Annotated in this window: 12 protein-coding genes; 3 read left to right on the top strand and 9 right to left on the bottom strand. The window is 72.7% G+C overall.

All coding sequences use genetic code 11. The annotated features are described in order from the left end of the window. Positions 1–41: 41 nt before the first annotated feature. Both WMF34_RS07215 and WMF34_RS07210 read right to left on the bottom strand, forming a co-directional pair. On the bottom strand, positions 42–1,115 hold the full coding sequence (locus WMF34_RS07215; protein WP_044964210.1) for a hypothetical protein: 1,074 nt from the start codon (positions 1,113–1,115) through the stop codon (positions 42–44). Between the two features lie 131 nt (positions 1,116–1,246). Then, positions 1,247–2,416, bottom strand: coding sequence for an RNA polymerase sigma factor (locus tag WMF34_RS07210; protein ID WP_049876190.1), 1,170 nt, complete (start codon positions 2,414–2,416; stop codon positions 1,247–1,249). Between the two features lie 838 nt (positions 2,417–3,254). Here WMF34_RS07210 and WMF34_RS07205 point away from each other — a divergent pair. After that, a complete protein-coding gene (locus tag WMF34_RS07205; protein ID WP_012233993.1) occupies positions 3,255–4,115 on the top strand; it encodes a hypothetical protein in 861 nt (286 codons plus the stop codon). 500 nt (positions 4,116–4,615) lie between these two features. On the opposite strand, the gene WMF34_RS07200 is transcribed toward WMF34_RS07205, so the two are convergent. Genes WMF34_RS07200 through kdpF form a run of 6 tightly spaced genes read right to left on the bottom strand, consistent with a single transcriptional unit; the run spans position 4,616 to position 12,695 of the window. After that, positions 4,616–5,320, bottom strand: a complete 705-nt coding sequence (locus WMF34_RS07200) for a response regulator (protein WP_012233991.1) — start codon at positions 5,318–5,320, stop codon at positions 4,616–4,618. A gap of 16 nt (positions 5,321–5,336) precedes the next feature. Further along, complete coding sequence (locus WMF34_RS07195; RefSeq protein WP_437992831.1) at positions 5,337–8,069, bottom strand: DUF4118 domain-containing protein; 2,733 nt, start codon at positions 8,067–8,069, stop codon at positions 5,337–5,339. Between the two features lie 12 nt (positions 8,070–8,081). Then, complete coding sequence (gene kdpC, locus WMF34_RS07190; protein ID WP_437992830.1) at positions 8,082–8,654, bottom strand: potassium-transporting ATPase subunit KdpC; 573 nt, start codon at positions 8,652–8,654, stop codon at positions 8,082–8,084. A 20-nt stretch (positions 8,655–8,674) separates the two neighbouring features. Next, positions 8,675–10,867 carry a potassium-transporting ATPase subunit KdpB gene (kdpB, locus tag WMF34_RS07185; protein WP_437992829.1) on the bottom strand — a complete coding sequence of 731 codons (2,193 nt, stop codon included), beginning with the start codon at positions 10,865–10,867 and terminating at the stop codon, positions 8,675–8,677. Then, positions 10,864–12,606 carry a potassium-transporting ATPase subunit KdpA gene (kdpA, locus tag WMF34_RS07180; RefSeq protein ID WP_437992828.1) on the bottom strand — a complete coding sequence of 581 codons (1,743 nt, stop codon included), beginning with the start codon at positions 12,604–12,606 and terminating at the stop codon, positions 10,864–10,866. The genes kdpB and kdpA overlap by 4 nt, the downstream gene beginning before the upstream one ends. Further along, a complete protein-coding gene (gene kdpF, locus WMF34_RS07175; RefSeq protein ID WP_012233986.1) occupies positions 12,603–12,695 on the bottom strand; it encodes a K(+)-transporting ATPase subunit F in 93 nt (30 codons plus the stop codon). Before kdpF ends, kdpA begins: the two co-directional genes overlap by 4 nt. A gap of 754 nt (positions 12,696–13,449) precedes the next feature. Here kdpF and WMF34_RS07170 point away from each other — a divergent pair. Further along, positions 13,450–14,685 carry a hypothetical protein gene (locus tag WMF34_RS07170; protein WP_437992827.1) on the top strand — a complete coding sequence of 412 codons (1,236 nt, stop codon included), beginning with the start codon at positions 13,450–13,452 and terminating at the stop codon, positions 14,683–14,685. Positions 14,686–14,936: 251 nt separating this feature from the next. Here the strand turns inward: WMF34_RS07170 and WMF34_RS07165 are convergent, their stop codons facing one another. Further along, entirely contained in the window at positions 14,937–16,637 is a 1,701-nt protein-coding gene (locus WMF34_RS07165; protein WP_437992826.1) for a hypothetical protein, read from the bottom strand. Between the two features lie 388 nt (positions 16,638–17,025). Between WMF34_RS07165 and WMF34_RS07160 the strand changes: the two genes are divergently transcribed. After that, a complete protein-coding gene (locus tag WMF34_RS07160) occupies positions 17,026–18,378 on the top strand; it encodes an ABC transporter substrate-binding protein (RefSeq protein ID WP_437992825.1) in 1,353 nt (450 codons plus the stop codon). The last annotated feature ends 152 nt before the right edge of the window (positions 18,379–18,530 follow it).

The following is an 18,530-nucleotide window of genomic DNA, read 5'->3' as shown; positions in this document are numbered from 1 at the left end:
GCCCGATGGTCGTGGGATAGTGCGATTTTTCCAAAGGTCGTTCAGTACGCGGCCGTAATGCCCAGCCCGAAGGCTGTGCCTATCGGCGGAGACGTCCACTCGAGCGGCGCCGGCGTCGCGGTGTCGTACGCCCCACGCCTGAGCACCGCATCGTTCACAATCCAGGTCGCCTCGGCGTACCCGAGCACGGACCACCCGCTGGAGAGGGGCCATTCGGCGCCGAGCCGCCCCCCGAAGCTCAAGATAGTATCGCTGCGTGAGCCCATGGTCCACGGCGTCCGAGGAGTGAATCGGACAGCACCGAGGGTAGCGAGGCCGCATCCGAACAGGAGGCGGCCGCGATAGCAGCCCACGGTCGCCGCGGTGAACGCCGTCGGATCCACGAACATGCCTTTCACCGCCTGCTCCAGCGACACGAGCCCCCTCCCCTCCACTGCGACCGACCACTCGGACCGGCGGATGCCCACGGCCAGCGTCATCCCGGCCGCCGCCCCCGGCGTGATCCCCAGGCCCAGGGTCGCCCCGAGCCCCGCTTCGAGCCGCAACCGCTCCGGCGGAGCCGGCGCCGCCTCCGGCCGGGAGGACCCCTGGGGCAGCCCGGCCGGCCGAGGTGGCTCCGGCGGGGCACGCTGCGCTTGCGGGGGCGGCGGCGAGGGCAGCGAGGAGAACGGCGAGGAGGGCTTGAGCGGCGAGGAGGGCTCCGGCGGCGAGGGCGCAGACGGTGGCGACGAGGGCTCGGGCTGCGAGGATGCCGTCTCCGGCGCGCTCAGGACGCGCGCCACGATCGCCAGGGCCACGCCGGAGAGCAGCTCCTCGCAGCCGCTCCGGGTGCCGAACCCGTCAGCCCACCGGGTATCGCCCTCGCGGTCGCGCAGCGCCAGCAAGGCGGTGAGCTCCGGCCCCTCCTGCGCGATGCGGACCGCGAGCACCAGCGGCGCGTCGTCCTGGAACGGGTCGGCGCCGAGCCGGCGCGCCACCTCCGCGCGCAAGAACGCGTCGCCAGGGCAGCGTTCGGCGCCCGGGCCCCGCACGACCTCGATCCGCATCGCCGCGCGCGGCGCGTCCGGCGCGGCGCGGGCTTCCCTGGCGCCGAGCAGGACGGCGGCCGCCGCCACGGCGGAGCGCGCCGAGCGCGCCGAGCGCCCCGCGCGCCCCGTGCGCCCCGCGCCCCGGAGCGGTCCGGTGGCGCAGAGGCCGCGGGCCGGTGGCGCGCCGAGCCCCGGTCTCGGTCTCGCCCTGGACCGGCTCATCGCGCCGGCCCCCTCCCTGACGCGCCCGGCGCCGGATGGGCGAGGCGCGCCTGGGCCGCCGTGCGAAGCTGCTCTCGCACGGACTTCAGCCGGCCTGCGGGGAACCGCGCCTCGTGCGCGGCGAGCTGCCGGAGCGCCCCGGCGGGATCGCCCGTGGAGAGGCGCTCTTGCGCCGCCGCGAGCAGCCGGCGCTCCTCCGCGAAGGCGTCCTCCCGCGCGCCGGCCGGCGGCGCCGCCCGCGGCGCGGCTGGGCACGGGCGCGCGGGCGCGTCGACCGCCGGCCGCGATTCCGGGGTTTGCTGCGACGGCTGTGACGGGGGAGCTGCACGGCCGGCGCTGGCCGCGGGGAGCTCGTAGACCAGCGCCGCCTCGAAGCGGCGCGCCCAGGCGGGCCGCGACGGGGCGAGGGCAAGCAGCACGGCCGCGGTCGCGGCGCCGCCCGCCGCGGCGGAGCCGACGGCGCGGCCGAGGCGGGCGAGCCGCGATCGCTGACTCGATCCGGCAGGCGCGCGCGGCACGCCGGCCGGCGGTAAGGCGGCGCTCGCGCCGCCGTCGTGCACAAGGAAGTCGGACGCCAGGGGAAACACGAGCCAGCAGGCGCGCAGCGCCTGTCGCCGCTCCGGGCGCAGCCGCTTGACGGCGGCACGGTAGTCCTCGCGGGCGAGGCGCAGCCGGTTGCTGGCGGTGTTGTAGTTGAGGCCGAGCTCGCGCGCGATGTCGACGAGCGGCACCTCGTAGGCCTCGTGAAGGACCAGGAGGACCCGCCGCTCGGGCGCGATCGTCAAGAGCACCTCCCTCGCGACCTCCAGCCGCTCTTGCTCAGCGATGCGCTCCTCGCTGAGCGGCGCGGGATCGATGGCCTGGTAGCGCGACACCGGACGCAGGCCGTCCGGCACCTCGCGGCGGCGGTAGGCGCGGTCCAGGTGGTGGCTGACCTTTCGCCACGCGATCCCGAACACCCAGCGGGCCTCGGGGCTGCCGTGCTGGCGCCGGCCGTCCCGGCGCGGCGGATCGCCGGCGGCCCCGGCCTCGCGCTCGGGCGGGGACCAGGCGGGGTCGAACCGATCCAGGCTCTCGTACGCGGCGAGCAGGACCTCTTGCAAGACGTCGTCGATGTCGGGCTCGGCGACCCCCAGCAGCCGAAGCGAGCGGGGGAGAATTTCCACCGCGGCAGCGTGAACGGAATTCCATGTGTGGTCGCGGGAGGAGCCTTCGGCGGGGAAAAGAAGTGCGCTCATATTCTGAAATTGCGCGGAGCTTTCCGGGGTTGTTTGTAAAATGCGCCTCCCGGTGCGCGGGGTTGGAGGCACGCCGCCCGCGGTGGGAGGCGCCCCGGCCGCCGCGGTCGTCCCTGGCTAGCTCCGCTGCCCCCGGCGCACCGGCCGCGGTCCTCCCTGGGCAGCTCCGCTGCCTCCGGCCCACCGGACACGGTCGTCCCGGGGCAGCCCCGCTGCCTTCGGCCCACCGGACACGGTCGTCCCGGGGCAGCTCCGCTGCCTCCGGCCCACCGGACACGGTCCTCCCGGGGCAGCTCCGCTGCCTCCGGCGCACCGGGCACGGTCTTCCTGGGGCAGCCCCGCTGCCCTCGGCGCACCGGACACGGTCTTCCTGGGGCAGCCCCGCTGCCCTCGGCGCACCGGACACGGTCTTCCTGGGGCAGCCCCGCTGCCCTCGGCGCACCGGCCGCGGTCATCCCTGGCTAGCTCCGCTGCCCTCGGCGCACCGGCCGCGGTCGCCGTCGACGCCCTTCGTCGCAGATGGCACGGCCTTCGCCCCAGGCAAACGCAGGCGCGAAGGCCATGGCGTAAGATTACGACTCTGGCGGCACCTCGTTCATGAATTCAGCCGGCACCGTTGACACCCCACGATGCGTCGTTACCCCTGGCCGGAACGTCCGGCGCGCGCCGGACGCTCACATCACGTCCGGCGCGGGGGGTCGGGGAGCATGGCAGTCCATGTTCTCTTGGCGCCCGGCGAAGGACCTCGACGAGAGGTGCTCCCCTCATGACCAAGCCTTCGACTCCGATCAAGAAAAAGCCCGCTCCCAGGAAGCCCGCAGCCCCGCCCCAGGCGGCGGCGGCGTTCGACAGGGCTCTCCCTGAGATAACGGCGCTGAGCCCGGATCGGCTCGTCGCCATCAACCTCGATATTCCCCGCGCGGTCTCCCAGGTGCTGGGCGTGCTGCCTGGCCTGCTCGCGCTGCGCCCCGCCATCGCGGAGCAGCTCCAGAAGCACGATCTCGCGCTGCTCGACCGGCTCGAGACCTACGCGCTCGCCGCGTGGCACGCGCACCTCATGTGGCTGTCCAGCAGAGCCCCCGAGAGCGCGGTGAAGCCGCTCCTCGCGGAGGCGGTCCCGCTCCGCGAGAACCTGCTGAGCGATGCGGAGGCGCTCGCCCGCCGCGGCCTGCTCGACGCGGAGGCGGTCGCGGAGATCCGCGCGGGACAAGGGCACATCGATACAGCCAACGACCTCGTCGCGCTGTCGGCGCTGTTCAGCGGCAGCTGGCCCGAGATCGCGGGCAGGACGGCGGCGACCGAGGAAGAGGTGAAGCGAGCCGGGGAGATCGGGCCGCAGCTGCTCGCCTCCCTCGGCGTGAGAGAACACGGCGCAGGGCCCGGGCCGACCGCGGCCGCAGACAGGCGAGCGCGCGCGTTCGCGCTGCTCGTGCACGCCTATGACCAGACCCGGCGCGCCGTCGCCTACCTGCGATGGGACGAGAGGGATGCCGACACGATCGCGCCGTCGCTCTACAAGGGCCGTGGCGGCGCGGCGTCGTCCAGCGACACCGCGGCTGCACCGGCGGGCGCGCCGGCCCAGGCGGCGCCCAGCGCAGCGCCGGGCGGCGCACCGCCGCTCAACTAGCCGGCGGACTGGCTACCCTGTGAGCGCCTCCACACGGCCAGGACGAGCACCACGCGACGTCCGATGGCAATCACCCGCAGGGTGCCCGCTGGTGACCGGTCGACACGCGCCACGCGCTCCCGCGCAACAAGTGGCTGCATAAACGACCTGGGGTGTGCGCCGCACAGACTCCCGGTCCCGCGTGGTCGTGGTCGTGGTCGTGGTCGTGCGCGTGGTCGTGCGCGTGCGCGTGCGCGTGCGCGGCCCTGCTCGACGTCAGCCGCATCATAGGCGTCGTCCAGAGCAAGGACGTCGAGCAAGGCAAGCGCCTTCTGTCACGCCTCGCCGCACATGCTGACAAGGATGTGCCGATAGCCACGGGTCTCGCGCACGTGCACGCGCACGCGCACGACCACGCGCACGATCACGATCACGATCACGCGCATGACCACGCGTTTGTGGGGGGTGATCGCCTGCCCTTTCTTTTGTGGGAGGGGTACTTATGCAACGCTGGGGTCGACTCAAGGGCCCTTGAGCCGGTAGCCCACGCCCGGCTCCGTGATCAGGATCAGCGGGCGCGCCGGATCGCGCTCCAGCTTGTGCCGGAGCTGCGCCATGTAGACGCGCAGGTAGTGCGCCTGCCCCGCGTAGGCAGGCCCCCACACCTCGCCGAGGAGCTGGCGATGGGTGAGGACCTTGCCCGCGTGCCGTATCAGCGTCGTGAGCAGCTTGTACTCGATGGGGGTCAGGTGGACCTCCTCGCCCGCCCGCAGCACGACCCGGCGCGCGAGATCGACCTCGATGTCCTGGACCGCGAAGCGGTGGCCCTCCGCCGTCGCCCCGCGCGCCGCGCTGGCGGCGTGGCGTAAGGCCACGCGCAGCCGCGCCAAAAGCTCGCCGGCGCTGAAGGGCTTGGTCAGGTAATCGTCGGCGCCGCCGTCCAGCGCGTCGATCTTGTCCTGCTCCTGACCGCGGGCCGACAGCACGATGATGGGGACGGCGCTCCACTCCCGGAGCCGCCGGGTCACCTCCAGGCCGTCCATGTCCGGCAGCCCCAGATCGAGGAGCACGAGATCCGGATTGCGCGTCGTCGCCTGGGCGATCCCGTCGCTGCCCGTCTCCGCCTCCACGAGCCGGTAGCCGCGGGCCGCCAGCATCGCGCGCAGGAACCGGCGCATCTGCGGCTCGTCCTCGATCAGCAGCACGAGGGGGGACGCGTCCGACATTCGCCCAGCCACGTTATCAAGCGCCCGCCGCCGCCGGCAGCTCCGGGCGCGCGAGGTTCGGCGGGCGGCCCTCGATGGGCAGCGTCACGCGGAAGGCCGCGCCCCCGTGAGGCCGGTTCTCCGCCGCGATCCGCCCGCCGTGCGCGGTCACGATGCCACGGCAGATCGTGAGGCCGAGGCCGATGCCCCGCTGCGTGTGGCCGCGCCCCCGGTAGAACTTCTCGAAGATGGCCTCCTCCTCGCCGGGCGGTATGCCCGGACCACGATCGTTGATCTCGAGCGTGGCCACGTTCCCCTCGGTGAACCCCCGGATCCCGATCGGGCTGCCGGCGGGCGAGTACTTGAGCGCATTCTCGAGCAGGTTGATGAGCACCTGCTCGATCAGCACACCATCCATCGGGACGAGCTCCGTCGCCCGGTCGAGCTCGATCGAGACCTCCCGGCCTCGAAGGTGCTCCTCGACCCGGTTCAGCGCAGCCCCGACGACCTCCTCCAGCGGCAGCCACTCCTTCCTGACCGCGAGCGCCCCGGACTCGAGCCGCGTCATGTCCAGCAGGTTGCGCACGAGGCGCTCGAGCCGCTGCGCCTCCTCCAGCACCGTCTGCGTCAGATCGCGGCGAGCGGCCAGGTCGAGCGCCGCCCCGTCGTTGCCGTCATCGAGCAGCGCCCCCGCCGCGCCCGTGATGGTGGCGAGCGGCGTGCGCAGATCGTGCGAGACGGAGCTCAGAAGCGCGTTGCGGAGCTCCTCCGCCTGCGCCTCCAGCCGGGCGCGCTGGGCCTGCCTCGCGAGCAGGGCGCGCTCCAGCGCGAGCGCCGTCTGCGTGGCGAAGGCGCCGAGCAGCTCGCGCCGGCTCAGGTCGAGGAACGGCCACGGTCGGCTCGGGCGGACGCTGAGGACGCCGATCGGCCCGGCGGAGCCCTGGAGCGGCAGGTGCATCGCGCTCGCGCTCGGGAGGGTGTCGGTGCCGGCGCCCGCGGCCTTGCCGCGCGCATACGCCCACTCCGCGACCGCCCGCTCCCGCTCCCCCGCGACCAGATCCTCGGCCGTGCCCGCCCGGGCGGCGAGGCGGCCGTCGGCGCCGGGCAGGAGGACGACGGCGTCGGCCCCGAAGACCTCGCGGACATGGCGCGCGGCGGACAGGCTGAGCTCGTCGATCCCGCGCAGGGCGGCCAGCTCCCGGCTCATCGCGTAGAGCGCCGCGGTGCGCTGCTCGCGCTCGCTGGCGCTCTCGGCCTGGCCGCGGATGCGCGCGGTGAGGCTGGCAATGACGAGGCCCACGCCCAGCATGATGGCGAACGTGACGAGGTAACGGAGGTCCCCGACCGCGAAGGTCAGGTACGGCCTTACGAAGAAGAAATCGAAGGCCGCGACGCCGAGCACCGACGCGAGCACCGAGGGCCCGGCGCCGAAGCGGCTCGCGACGAAGACGACCCCGAGCAGGTACACCATGATCAGGTTCGCCAGGTCGGAGAACGGGTGCATGAGCCACGAGACCAGCGTGCAGATCACGGCCGCGCACGCGCCCCAGGCGTAGGCCAGCGGCCGGAGCCCGCGCCGCTCCGGCGCCCCGGGCTCCGGCTTCGCCGCCTCCGCCGCCCCCTGGATGACGTGGACGTCGATGTCGCCGCTCTGCCGCACGAGATCGTCGAGCAGCGAGCCGTAGATGAGATCCTTCCAGCGGGGGTGGGTCGGCTTGCCGACGACGATCTTGTTGACGTTGTGCTGCCTGGCGTACCGCAGCACCTCCCCGGCGACCTCCGCGCCGTGGAGCTGGACCGTGGTGGCGCCGAGGCGCTCGGCGAGCGCGAGGTTCCGGTCGACCCGCTCGCGATCGGCCTCGGACAGCCGCGCCTGGGCCGGCGTCTGCACGTAGACCGCGTGCCACTCCGCCTTCAGGCCGCCGGCCATCCGCCGCGTCGCCCGGATGAGCCGCGCCGACATGGGGCTCGGGCCGACGCAGACGACGATCCGCTCGGCGACGGCCCACGTCTTCTGGATCCCGTGGGCGCGCATGTAGCCGCGCATCTGATCGTCGACGCGCTCGGCGGTGCGCCGCAGGGCGAGCTCGCGCAGGGCGATGAGGTTGCCCTTGCGGAAAAAGTTGCTCGCCGCGCGTTCGATCTGCTCCGAGAGGTAGACCTTGCCTTCGCGCAGCCGCTCGAGGAGGTCGTCCGGGGGAAGGTCGATGAGCTCGATCTCGTCGGCGCGCTCGATCATCGAGTCGGGCACCGTCTCCCGGACCACGACGCCGGTCACCTGGGCCACCACGTCGTTCAGGCTCTCGATGTGCTGGACGTTGACGGTGGTGTGGACGTCGATCCCGGCGTCGAGCAGGTCCATGACGTCCTGCCAGCGCTTCGGGTGCCTGAGCCCCGGCGCGTTCGTGTGCGCGAGCTCGTCGACGACGAGGAGCTTCGGCCGGCGCTTCAGCGCGGCCTCGAGGTCGAACTCGCGCAGCGTCCTGCCGCGGTGCTCGACCTCGACAGCCGGCAGGCGCGGCAGCGGCGGGGGCTCGTCGAGGAGCGCCTCCGTCTCGGCGCGGCCGTGCGTCTCGACCCAGCCGACGACGACGTCGACCGCCTCCCCGCGGAGCGACCGCGCCGCCTCCAGCATCGCGTACGTCTTGCCGACGCCGGGCGCGGCGCCGAAGAAGATCTTGAGCTTGCCTATCTTCCCGCGCTCCTCCTCCTCGCGGGCCGCGGCGAGCAGCGCCTCGGGATCCGGCCGTTCGTCGCTTGCGTCCGCCACCTCGCGCTCTCCTCAGCGGGCGCCGTCGAGGGCGAGGTTCAGGAGGAGCACGTTCACGTGGGGCTCGCCGAGGAGCCCGAGCAGGCGCCCCTCGGTGTGCCGCGCGACGAACCGGCGCACCTCGGCTTCGGAGAGGCCGCGCGCCCGCGCCACGCGCCGCACCTGGTGCTCCGCCCCCGCGGGGCTGATGTGGGGATCGAGGCCGCTGCCGGAGGCCGTCACCAGGTCGACCGGCACCGGCGCGGCGCCCTCGGGATCCGCGGCGCGGAGCGCGTCGACCCGGGCCTTGACCGCCTCGGCCAAGGCGGGGTTCGTGGGCCCGAGGTTGCTCCCGGCGGAGGCCTGCCCCGCGTAGGGCACAGGGCTCGTCGCCGAGGGCCGCCCCCAGAAGTAGCGCGGGTCCTCGAACGGTTGGCCGAGCAGGGTCGATCCGACCACGCGGCCGTCCTTCCGCACGAGGCTGCCGTTCGCCTGATGGGGGAACGCGGCCTGCGCGATGGCGGTCGAGAGCAGCGGGTAGGCGAACCCCGTGAGGCCGGTGAGGACGAGGAGCAGGACGAGGGCGGGTCGCAGGTGCGCGAGCATGGTGTTCTTTCCTTGGGACCTCAGGCGAGGCCGAGGGCGGAGAGGAGGAGATCGATCCCTTTGATCCCCACGAACGGCACGATGAGCCCGCCGGCGCCGTAGACGAGCAGGTTCCTGCGGAGCATCCGCTCCGCGCCGACGGACCGGTAGCGGATGCCCCGGAGCGCGAGCGGGATGAGCGCGACGATGATCAGCGCGTTGAAGATCACCGCGGAGAGCACGGCGCTCCGCGGCGTGGCGAGCCCCATCACGTTGAGCCGCCCGAGCGCAGGGTACGTCGAGACGAAGGCCGCCGGGATGATGGCGAAGTACTTCGCGACGTCGTTCGCCAGGCTGAAGGTCGTGAGCGCGCCCCGCGTCATCAGGAGCTGCTTGCCGATCTCGACGATCTCGATGAGCTTGGTCGGGTTGGAGTCGAGGTCGACCATGTTCCCGGCCTCCTTCGCGGCCTGGGTGCCCGTGTTCATGGCGACCGCGACGTCCGCCTGCGCCAGCGCGGGGGCGTCGTTCGTCCCGTCGCCGGTCATGGCGACGAGCCGGCCGCCCGCCTGGTAATCGCGGATCATCTTCAGCTTCGCCTCGGGCGTGGCCTGCGCCAGGAAATCGTCGACGCCGGCCTCGGCGGCGATGGCCGCGGCGGTGAGCGGGTTGTCGCCCGTGATCATCACCGTCTTGATCCCCATGCGCCGGAGGTCGCCGAAGCGCTCCTTGATGCCGCCCTTCACGATGTCCTTGAGGTGGATGACGCCCAGCACCTCGCCGCCCTCGGCGACCACGAGCGGCGTGCCGCCCTTCCGGGCGATGGCCTCCGTCGCCGCCCGCACCGCAGACGGGACCGCTCCGCCCTTCTCCTTGACGTAGGCCTCGATCGCATCGAAGGCGCCCTTCCGGATCTCGCGCGCGCCGCTGTCGACGCCGCTCATCCGGGTCTGCGCGGAGAAGGGGACGAAGCGGGCGCCGAGGGCCGAGAGATCGCGCTCGCGCAGGCCGTACTTCTCCTTGGCGAGCACGACGACGCTGCGCCCCTCGGGGGTCTCGTCGGCGAGCGACGCGAGCTGCGCGGCGTCGGCGAGCGCCCTGGCCTCGACCCCGTCCGTCGGGAGGAGCGCCGTCGCCTGCCGGCTGCCGAGCGTGATCGTGCCGGTCTTGTCGAGCAGCAGCACGTCCACGTCGCCGGCGGCCTCGACCGCGCGGCCCGACATGGCGATGACGTTCGCCTGGATCATGCGGTCCATCCCGGCGATGCCGATCGCCGAGAGGAGCCCGCCGATCGTCGTCGGGATCAGGCACACGAGCAGCGCCGTGAGCACGGTGATGCTGATCGGGGTCCCCTGCCCTGCCGCCCGCACGCTGAAGACCGAGTACGGCAGCAGCGTCACGGTCGCGAGGAGGAACACGATCGTGAGCGCGGCGAGCAGGATGTCGAGCGCGATCTCGTTCGGCGTCTTCTTGCGCTTCGCCCCTTCGACCATCGAGATCATCCGGTCGAGGAACGCCTCGCCGGGGTTCGCGGAGATGCGGAGGATGAGCCAGTCGGAGAGGACGCGCGTCCCGCCCGTGACGGCGCTCCGGTCGCCGCCGCTCTCCCGCACCACCGGGGCGCTCTCGCCCGTGACGGCGCTCTCGTCGACGGACGCGACGCCGACGACGACATCGCCGTCACCGGGGATGATCGCGCCCGCCTCGACGAGCACGAGGTCTCCCCTCCGGAGGCTCGACGCGGGCACGGCGACCCGCTCCGCGTCGCGCTCCGGGCGGGCGAGCTTCACGGCCTCGACGTCGCGCCGCGCCTTGCGGAGCGTGTCGGCCTGCGCCTTGCCGCGCCCCTCGGCCACGGCCTCCGCGAAGTTCGCGAAGAGCACGGTGAACCAGAGCCAGAGGGAGACGGCGAGGATGAACCCGGCGGGCTCCTCGCCCTCGCGCTCGCTCAAGAGCGCGTGCACGAACAGGGCCGTGGTGAGCGCGCTCCCGGCGAGGACAACGAACATCACCGGGTTGCGCGCCTGGTGGCGCGGGTCGAGCTTGCGGAACGCCGCGACGATCGCCGGCTTGACGATCGCCGGGTCGAAGAGCGGCCTCGCCGCGGTCTTCTTCCCCTCCACGTCGCGGGACGGGTGGCGCGGCCTCGGCGGCGGCGACAGCTCGGGGGGCGGGGGCGCGGGGGCCCCGGGCTTGGCCCTGGCGATCCCGGTCGTGTGAAGGTTCATGGTCATCGCGTCATCTCCAGGTGCTCGACGACCGGACCGAGCGCGAGCGCGGGGACGAACGTGAGCGCTCCGACGAGCAGCACGGTGCCCGTCAGGAGCCCGACGAACAGCGGCGTGTGCGTGGGCAGCGTGCCCGGGCCGGCCGGCACGAGCTTCTTCCGCGCGAGCGAGCCCGCCAGCGCGAGCACGGGGACGATCACCGCGTAGCGGCCGACGAGCATCGCGACGCCGATGGCGGTGTTGTAGAAGGGGCTGTTCGCGCCGAGGCCGCCGAAGGCGCTGCCGTTGTTGTTCGCGCCGGACGAGAACGCATAGAGCACCTCGCTGAACCCATGCGGCCCCGGGTTGAAGACGCCCTTCTGCCCTCCCTCGGTCATCACGGCGATCGCGGTGCCGACGAGGACCGTGATCGCCGGAAAGAGCACGACCAGGGACGCCATCTTCATCTCGAACGCCTCGATCTTCTTGCCCAGGTACTCCGGCGTGCGCCCCACCATCAGGCCGGCCACGAAGACGGCGATGACGACGAACATCAGCATGCCGTAGAGGCCGGAGCCGACGCCGCCGAAGACCACCTCGCCGAGCTGCATGAGCCAGAGGGGCACGAGCCCGCCGAGGGGCGTGAAGGAGTCGTGCATCGCGTTGACGGAGCCGTTCGAGGCCGCCGTGGTGGCGGTCGCCCAGAGGGCGGAGCTGGTGATGCCGAAGCGCGCCTCCTTCCCTTCCATGTTGCCGCCTGCCTGGAGCGCGCTCGCCGCCTGATCGACGCCCAGGGCGGAGAGCGCAGGGTTGCCCGCCTGCTCCGAGGCGACGCACGCGACGAGGAGGACGGCGAAGATGGCCGTCATCGCGGCGAGGACGGCCCAGCCCTGGCGCCTGTCGCCCACCATCCTGCCGAACGTGTGGCACAGCGCGGCGGGGATGAGCAGGATCGCGAGCATCTCGAGGAAGTTCGAGAGGGCCGTCGGGTTCTCGAGCGGGTGCGCCGAGTTCACGTTGAAGAACCCGCCGCCGTTCGTCCCGAGCTGCTTGATCGCGATCTGCGAGGCCGCTGGCCCCATCGGGATCACCTGCTCGACGACCGCGCTGCCGCCCTGGTCCTTGACGGCCTGGAGCAGCGACGCGCTCTGGTGCCCGCCGAAGCCCTGCACGACCCCCTGGGACACGAGGAGGACTGCGAGCAGGAGCGAGAGCGGCAGGAGGATGTAAAGGGTGCTCCGGACGAGATCGACCCAGAAGCTCCCGACGGTATCCGCCGTCTTCCGCGTGATCCCGCGGATCAGCGCGACGAGCACGGCCATTCCGGTCGCGGCGGACACGAAGTTCTGCACCCCGAGCCCGGCCATCTGCGTGAGATAGCTCAGCGTCGACTCGCCGCCGTACGCCTGCCAGTTCGTGTTGGAGGCGAAGCTCGCTGCCGTGTTGAACGCGAGATCGGGCGGAACGGCGGCCATGCCTTCGGGGTTCAGCGGGAGGACGCCCTGGAGTCGCTGGAGGGCATAGAGGACGAGGAGCCCGGCCAGGTTGAACGCGAGCACCGCGAAGGCGTAGTCCTTCCAGCGCATCTCCTGATCGGGACGCACGCCCGCGGCGCGGTAGGCGAGCCGCTCGAGCGGCCCGAGGACGCTGGCCATGAGGCCGCGCTCGCCCTGGTAGACCCGCGCCATGTACGTGCCGAGCGGGACGGAGAGGCCGATGAGGACGGCGAGGTAGAGCGCTGGTTGAAGCGCGCCGCTGGCGGTCATGACAGGCGCTCCGGCTTGAGGAGGGCGAAGATCAGGTAAAACAGGAGCCCCAGGGCGAGTGCGCCCGAGATCCAGGTGAACGCGATCATGGCGCTCAGACCCTTTCACAGAGCTGGATGAGCCCTGCAAACAGCAAAAAACAGGTGACCGTCAGTCCCAGGTAGACCATGTCCATGGCGACCTCATCGGGGCCATCGGACGCCGCAGACGCCGCGGCGCCCGCGCCGGCCGAGCGGGACAGAACGTAGTTCCGCGCGGGTCAAGGGACCGTCAAACCGAGGGGGCCCCTCGTCAAGAAAGTATCAAGACGGCGGGAGCCCGCCGCTCGGCCTTCCCCCCGCACCTGCGAGCGGGTTGACGATCTCTTGACGGTGCCCGACCGCCTCTTGACGGCTCCTCGACGCCGGCGGGCCTGGCTTCGCGCGCCTCATGCAGAACAGGCCTCCACTCTTCGTCATCCCCGCGTACCGTGGATCCAGCAGCAGGGCGTGGCCGCCGCCCACGCCGACGCCGCCCACACGCACATCGAGGACAACGACATGCGGAGCCCGCCCCGCGCGCCGCCCCTCCGCGCGGCGCCCACCCCCGTCCTCTCCCGGCCGCTCCCCGCTTCTTGCATGCATCGGCACCGCATAGGCCTTCTATGCTCATCGAGCTGGTCGCACCGGACTCCTGCGCTCACAGCGTTCACGGGCTGGCTACCGGACTCCGATCGACGCTCTCTCGGAAGAAGAGGCCTCCCGGGACACCAGGACGCCGAGAGCGACGATCGGTTCCTATGCGCTCTCCACGCCTGATCGGCTCCGTCCGTCGCTGCTTCGACTGCAACCCAGGGGAGTGAACATGTTCGTTCCTGACGTGAAGCGCGTGCTCGGCACGGCGATTCTGCTCGTTCCATCCATCACTTGCGTGAGCCCGCGCGAGGCGTCCGAGGTGCCCGAGCGCGCGGACAGCGGGGTGCGAGCCGGGGTCGGCGAGGCCCGGCAGCGCCTGTGTTTTGGTCAGACGATCACGAACGTCCTCGTTCTACCGGAGACGTTCCACTGGGAGGACGCCGCCCATTTGCTCCGCGTGGCGGAGGGGTTCGGCCCGCGGACCCTCAGCGTCTCCGTGTCGGCGAGCGTCACGCCGGCGGTGCGCGTGCTGAGCACCACCGCGCCCAGGCTGCCCCCGCCCCGGCCCGTGGCGGGCGCGCGGGACAGTCGCGCACCCAACGACCTCTGGCCCTTTCCGGCGCTCTCGGAGGACGCGCCGTTCGGGTTCTTCCAGCCCATCCCGGGGTTGCCGGGCGGCCAACCGGGCGGCGACGACACCTGGGGCCCTCTGCCATCGACGGGAATGCCGGGCAGCGGCGGCGGCTGGAGCTATCAGCCCGCGCCGGGCATGCCGGGCGGCGGCACCTGGGGTCCTCAGCCTTCCTCGGCCACGTCGGGCGGCGACACGTCCTCGGGCGCCCAGCCCACACCGGACCCGCTGGAGGATTGCGTGCCGTCGGACGAGCAGATCACCAGGGCGGTCGGCTTCGACGTGAGCGCGACCGTCGCGCTCGACGCGACCTCGGTCCTGTTCGTGCCCACGGCCGCGCTCGCGCGGGTCTCGGCCTATCCGGTCTACCAGCAATACACCTGGGATATCGTCAGCACCGTCGGCTGGAACTGGGAGACCCATGCAGCGGAGACCGCCATCGTGGGCTCTGGCATCGCTTACAGGCCGATCGGGGTCTATTTCGATACCGACCTCATCTATGATCTGGCTGCGATCGGCGGCGGTCTGATCGACCCGGGCCCGTACGTGGACCCCGGCGGCGCGGGCGGCTCGGGCGGCACCGGCGGCGCGGGCGGCGCGGGCGGCACCGGCGGCGCGGGCGGCGCGGGCGGCACCGGCGGCGCGGGCGGCGCGGGCGGCACCGGCGGCGCGGGCGGCACCGGCGGCGCGGGCGGCGCGGGCGGCGCGGGCGGCGCGGGCGGCGCGGGCGGCGACGGCGGCAACGGCGGCGACGGCGGCGGCGACGGCGGCGGCGACGGCGGCGCCAACGGCGGCGCGGGCGGCGCGGGTGGTCCTTGGCTCATCGATCCGTAGACCGCTGGCAGCGCCGGCGCTTCGGGTAGGGCGGCCGGCACCGGCACCGGCGGGCTCGCGAAGCGGCCGATCTACAGCGGTTTCCGCCCACCTCTGCTACACGCAGAGCAGAGCGGCGGTCTCCCGCACAGGAGACGGGTCCAGATCGGCGTTTTCGGCGCGCAAGCGCACTCCAGTGCGCTGAGCACCGAAAACGCCGAGGTGGGCCCGTATCCGAAGCGGGTGACCGTCGCTCTAGCAGCGCGCCGCCGCTACCGCGCCGCCCGCGCGATCTCGTCGGCCGCCCGCGCCCTCTCCTCCGCCGACTTCGACAGCGGCCCCGTCAGGAGCGCCTGCGCCTCGCGGAAGCGCGCCGCCACGTCGGACCAGTAGCTCGCTTCCGCGCCCTGCGGGGCGGCGATCTGCTTGATGAGCGCCGCGTCATACGCCGCGATGCCCGCGTACGCCGAGGCGGGCTTCGCGCGGGCCACCCAGTCGAGCGCCGCGAGGTCGCCCAGGCCGAGGCCCGCGAGCGGCGCGCGCCGCATCATGAGCGCCGCGTCCTCGGGGCCGTTGCGCAGGCCGAGCGCGACCGCGAGCAGCGCCGTCGCCTCGGCGGGGCGCGGGGTGTCCTTGGGCCACGCCGCGAGCAGCGCGGTCGCCTGATCGAAGTCCACGGCCCGCCAGTACAGCCGGCCGAGCTCGAGCCGCGCCCTCGCATAGAGCAGCCTCGACTCGGGCGAGAGCTGCGCGGCGCGCAGCGCCGCGCGGTGCTGGAGCGGGACGCCCCGGTCGAGCAGGACGCGCAGCAGCTCGGGCCGCGCCGCCGCCTCGGGCGCGATCAGGCGGCCCGCGTAGTACGTCGGCAGCCGGGCCGCGAGCCGCTCGACGGCCGACGACGGGGGAGCACCCGCCGGAAGCGGCGGCAGCTCCAGCGCGTCCAGCGCGTCGACGCGCCGGCCGCCGTAGAGACGGGAGAGCATCTCGCGCGCGCCGTCGACGCGGGCGTCGCGGAGGACGCCGACCGACGAGAGCTCGCGCAGGCCGACGAGCGCGGCGTCACGGCCGCGGGCCTTCCAGGGATCGAGCAGCTGATCGAGCTCGCCGTAATAGACGTTGGCGAGCTCCGCGTCCTTCCGCATGGCGTCCGGCAGCGGCGCGGACCGGACCGCCTCGACGAGCCGCATGTCCGCCCGCCCGGACTCCACGGCGACGATGCCCTTCGCGTAGAACGGAAGCTCGACGCCGCGCCGCCCGAGATCCTCGATCGCCCGGGCCTGCTCCGTCACCCACGCGAAGAGCGGCCCCTTGGTGAACGCGAGGACGCGCTGGACATCGTAGGGCGGCCGCAGCGTGGGCGGCTCGGTCGCGGTGCGCGCGAGCCGGGCGGAGAGCGTCAGGCCGAGCAGCACCTGGTAGAGGTCGCCCCGGAGCGCGGCGGGCGGCGCTTCGAGGAGCGGCGCGGCGATGGCGTCGCCGCAGGTGATGGGCGCGAGCTCGGCCCGGAGCGCGCGCGCGAGGCCCGCCTCGAGGCCCGCGCACGCCTCGGCGCCCGCGAGCCGCGCGTCGCGCTTCGCCGCGTCGTCCTCGGCGAGCGCGGCGTCGAGCGCCTCGATCGCGCCCTGCGCGTCGCCGCAGGGCTGCGCCGGCGCGACGGCGGCGCGCCGCACGAACGCCTCGCAGGCGCGCGGCGCGGCGGGCACGCCGGCCGGCGCCGGGGGGACCAGCGCGGCCTTCGGATCGAAGGGCGCCGGCTTCAGGATCGGGAGCCACTCGTCCTTGAGCGTGCCGTGGACGGCGAAGGCCTCTTCCTCCGGGAGCGGCGCCGGCGGCGGGGTCGCCGGGCGGCCGTCCCCCGGCGAAACCGGCGCGTTCGGCGCGGGCGGAGGCGCCCCGGCGCAGGCCGCGAGGGAGAGCCCGAGCGCGGCGGCGAGGGCGTTGAAGGCGAAGTGCGAGCGAAGGTGGGAGGGCATCACGTCTCCTTGGACACGGGCGGTCCGCAAAGGTTTCGCGGAGGAGCGGCGGGCGTCCATCACAATCCGACCGGGGGCGCAACCCGGGCGCCGCCCACGGCACGACGCCGCGGCCGGCGCCCCACCTGGGTCCCTCTCTCTCGGTCACGCGCTCACCACGGCCCGACAGCCGCGCTCGGCGGTCATCGATCGCAGAGCGCAAACAGCGAACCTTGTGGTGCGCATCGCACCCACGGCCCTTGACAGCTCCGTCCTTAATGCGATGTCATCGTCTCGAAGGACAACCATGTACACTGGGATGCCTACCGTTCGGGACTGCCTCCATCGAGCCGGCGCGTGGCTGGGTGCTCGCAGGCGACGCATGCGCTGTATGGAGACCGGGCTGATTGTGGGACTCGCGTCCCTGCTCTCGGCGTCCTGCTCGTTGATGGCGCCCGATGAGCCCGATGAGCCCGAGAACGCCATCAAGATCGGGGCCCTCCTCCCCTTCTCCGGGAGCGAGTCGGCCATCGGCCGCAACCTCGAGCAAGCCATGTTGCTCGCGGTCGAAGACCTGACCGCGGCGGGCGGGCTCGAAGGGAGGCCGTTCGACATCGTGAGCCGGGACAGCCACTCGAACCAGGACAGCCACTCGAACCACGACAGCCACCCGAACCAGGAGCGCGGGCTCGACCAGCTGCTCTCGCTGATCTACACGGATGGTGTCGACTACCTGGTAGGGCCCGAAGAGAACGAGCTCGCCCGCGAGATCGCGTTCTGGGTGAAGAAGGACGACCTCCTCCACATGCTGCCGGGTTATGCCGCGCCCTCCATCGCGCGCCGTGAGGAGGTGGGCGGCAAGATGAGGCTCGCCCCTTCCCCGTTCGCCGTCGGCTGCGCGCTCGCGAAGACCATCGTTCGCGATGGCGTCCGCACCGCCAATAGCCTCTCCGCGCGGGACGACTACAACGCCGGCGTCAGCACCGAGTTCACGACCCATTTCGCGGCGCTTCAGGGCAGGATCCTCCCCTCGGTGACGTTCACGTCGGGGCAGCCTACGTACGAGCGCAAGATCGAAGCCGCCTTCAACCTGGACGACCCGGAGCGGGCGCCGGCCGGCCGCACGCTGCTGGCCGCCTATCCCGCCGCCGCCTCGACCATCGTGACCGAATGGACCGTCCACGGGCGTCCGGGCAGGTGGCTCCTCGGCCCTGCATTGCACACCGAGGTGTTCCTCGCCAACATCCCTCAAGGCACCCTCGATGACAACTCCTATGGGATTTCGCCCTCGCTCAGCCTGCGGAGCGAGTGCAGCCCCAACCCCAACGACCCAACCGGGGAGGCGCTCAGCTGCACGCACTGGAACGCCGACGCCTTCGCCTATCACTTCTCCCGCCGGTGGAACCACGAGGTGCCGTTCCCCGCGGCGCACTTCTATTACGACGGCGTCGTCCTCATCGCGATGGGCCTCGTGTACGGCTACGCGACCACCGGGCAGATCATCACGTCCGGACTTGAGCTGCGGCAGAAGATCCTCGAGCTCAACGACCCCAAGAACGACGTGGCCTTGTGGTGGGATCTGAGCGCCGCGATGGCCAAGCTCCGCGCGGGGACCCCGCTCCGCTACATCGGGGCGGCCGCCGAATACGAGTTCGACACTTACGGGGCGAGCCAGAATCACATCATGCAAAAGTGGACCATCCAGGGCGACCAGTTCGTCGATGGCGACCCCTTTGACGCCAAGTGTATGGTCCAGCAGTGAGCTAGAGCGGGGGGCCCGTTCGTGCGCTACGGGCTCGCCTACCTCTACTGCGGGAAGTCGGCCAGGGAAGCGAACCGCCAAGCCGCCAAGGGCGCCAAGAAAACCGGGGGATAGGGGGATGCCCGGACGGCCCCCTCTCCCCGCTCCCCTTG

It is taken from the genome of Sorangium sp. So ce145 (assembly GCF_051525985.1).
GTDB classification, from domain to species: Bacteria; Myxococcota_A; Polyangia; order Polyangiales; family Polyangiaceae; genus Sorangium; species Sorangium cellulosum_B.
This window is presented reverse-complemented; position numbering and strand designations above follow the sequence as displayed.

What these genes read in the sequence shown, in the direction of transcription:
- WMF34_RS07170 (WP_437992827.1), top strand. Translation starts at nt 13,450, where the DNA reads ATGTTCGTTCCTGACGTGAAGCGCGTGCTCGGCACGGCGATTCTGCTC.
- WMF34_RS07165 (WP_437992826.1), bottom strand. Translation starts at nt 16,637, where the DNA reads ATGCCCTCCCACCTTCGCTCGCACTTCGCCTTCAACGCCCTCGCCGCC.
- WMF34_RS07205 (WP_012233993.1), top strand. Translation starts at nt 3,255, where the DNA reads ATGACCAAGCCTTCGACTCCGATCAAGAAAAAGCCCGCTCCCAGGAAG.
- kdpA (WP_437992828.1), bottom strand. Translation starts at nt 12,606, where the DNA reads ATGACCGCCAGCGGCGCGCTTCAACCAGCGCTCTACCTCGCCGTCCTC.
- kdpF (WP_012233986.1), bottom strand. Translation starts at nt 12,695, where the DNA reads ATGATCGCGTTCACCTGGATCTCGGGCGCACTCGCCCTGGGGCTCCTG.
- WMF34_RS07200 (WP_012233991.1), bottom strand. Translation starts at nt 5,320, where the DNA reads ATGTCGGACGCGTCCCCCCTCGTGCTGCTGATCGAGGACGAGCCGCAG.
- kdpB (WP_437992829.1), bottom strand. Translation starts at nt 10,867, where the DNA reads ATGACCATGAACCTTCACACGACCGGGATCGCCAGGGCCAAGCCCGGG.
- kdpC (WP_437992830.1), bottom strand. Translation starts at nt 8,654, where the DNA reads ATGCTCGCGCACCTGCGACCCGCCCTCGTCCTGCTCCTCGTCCTCACC.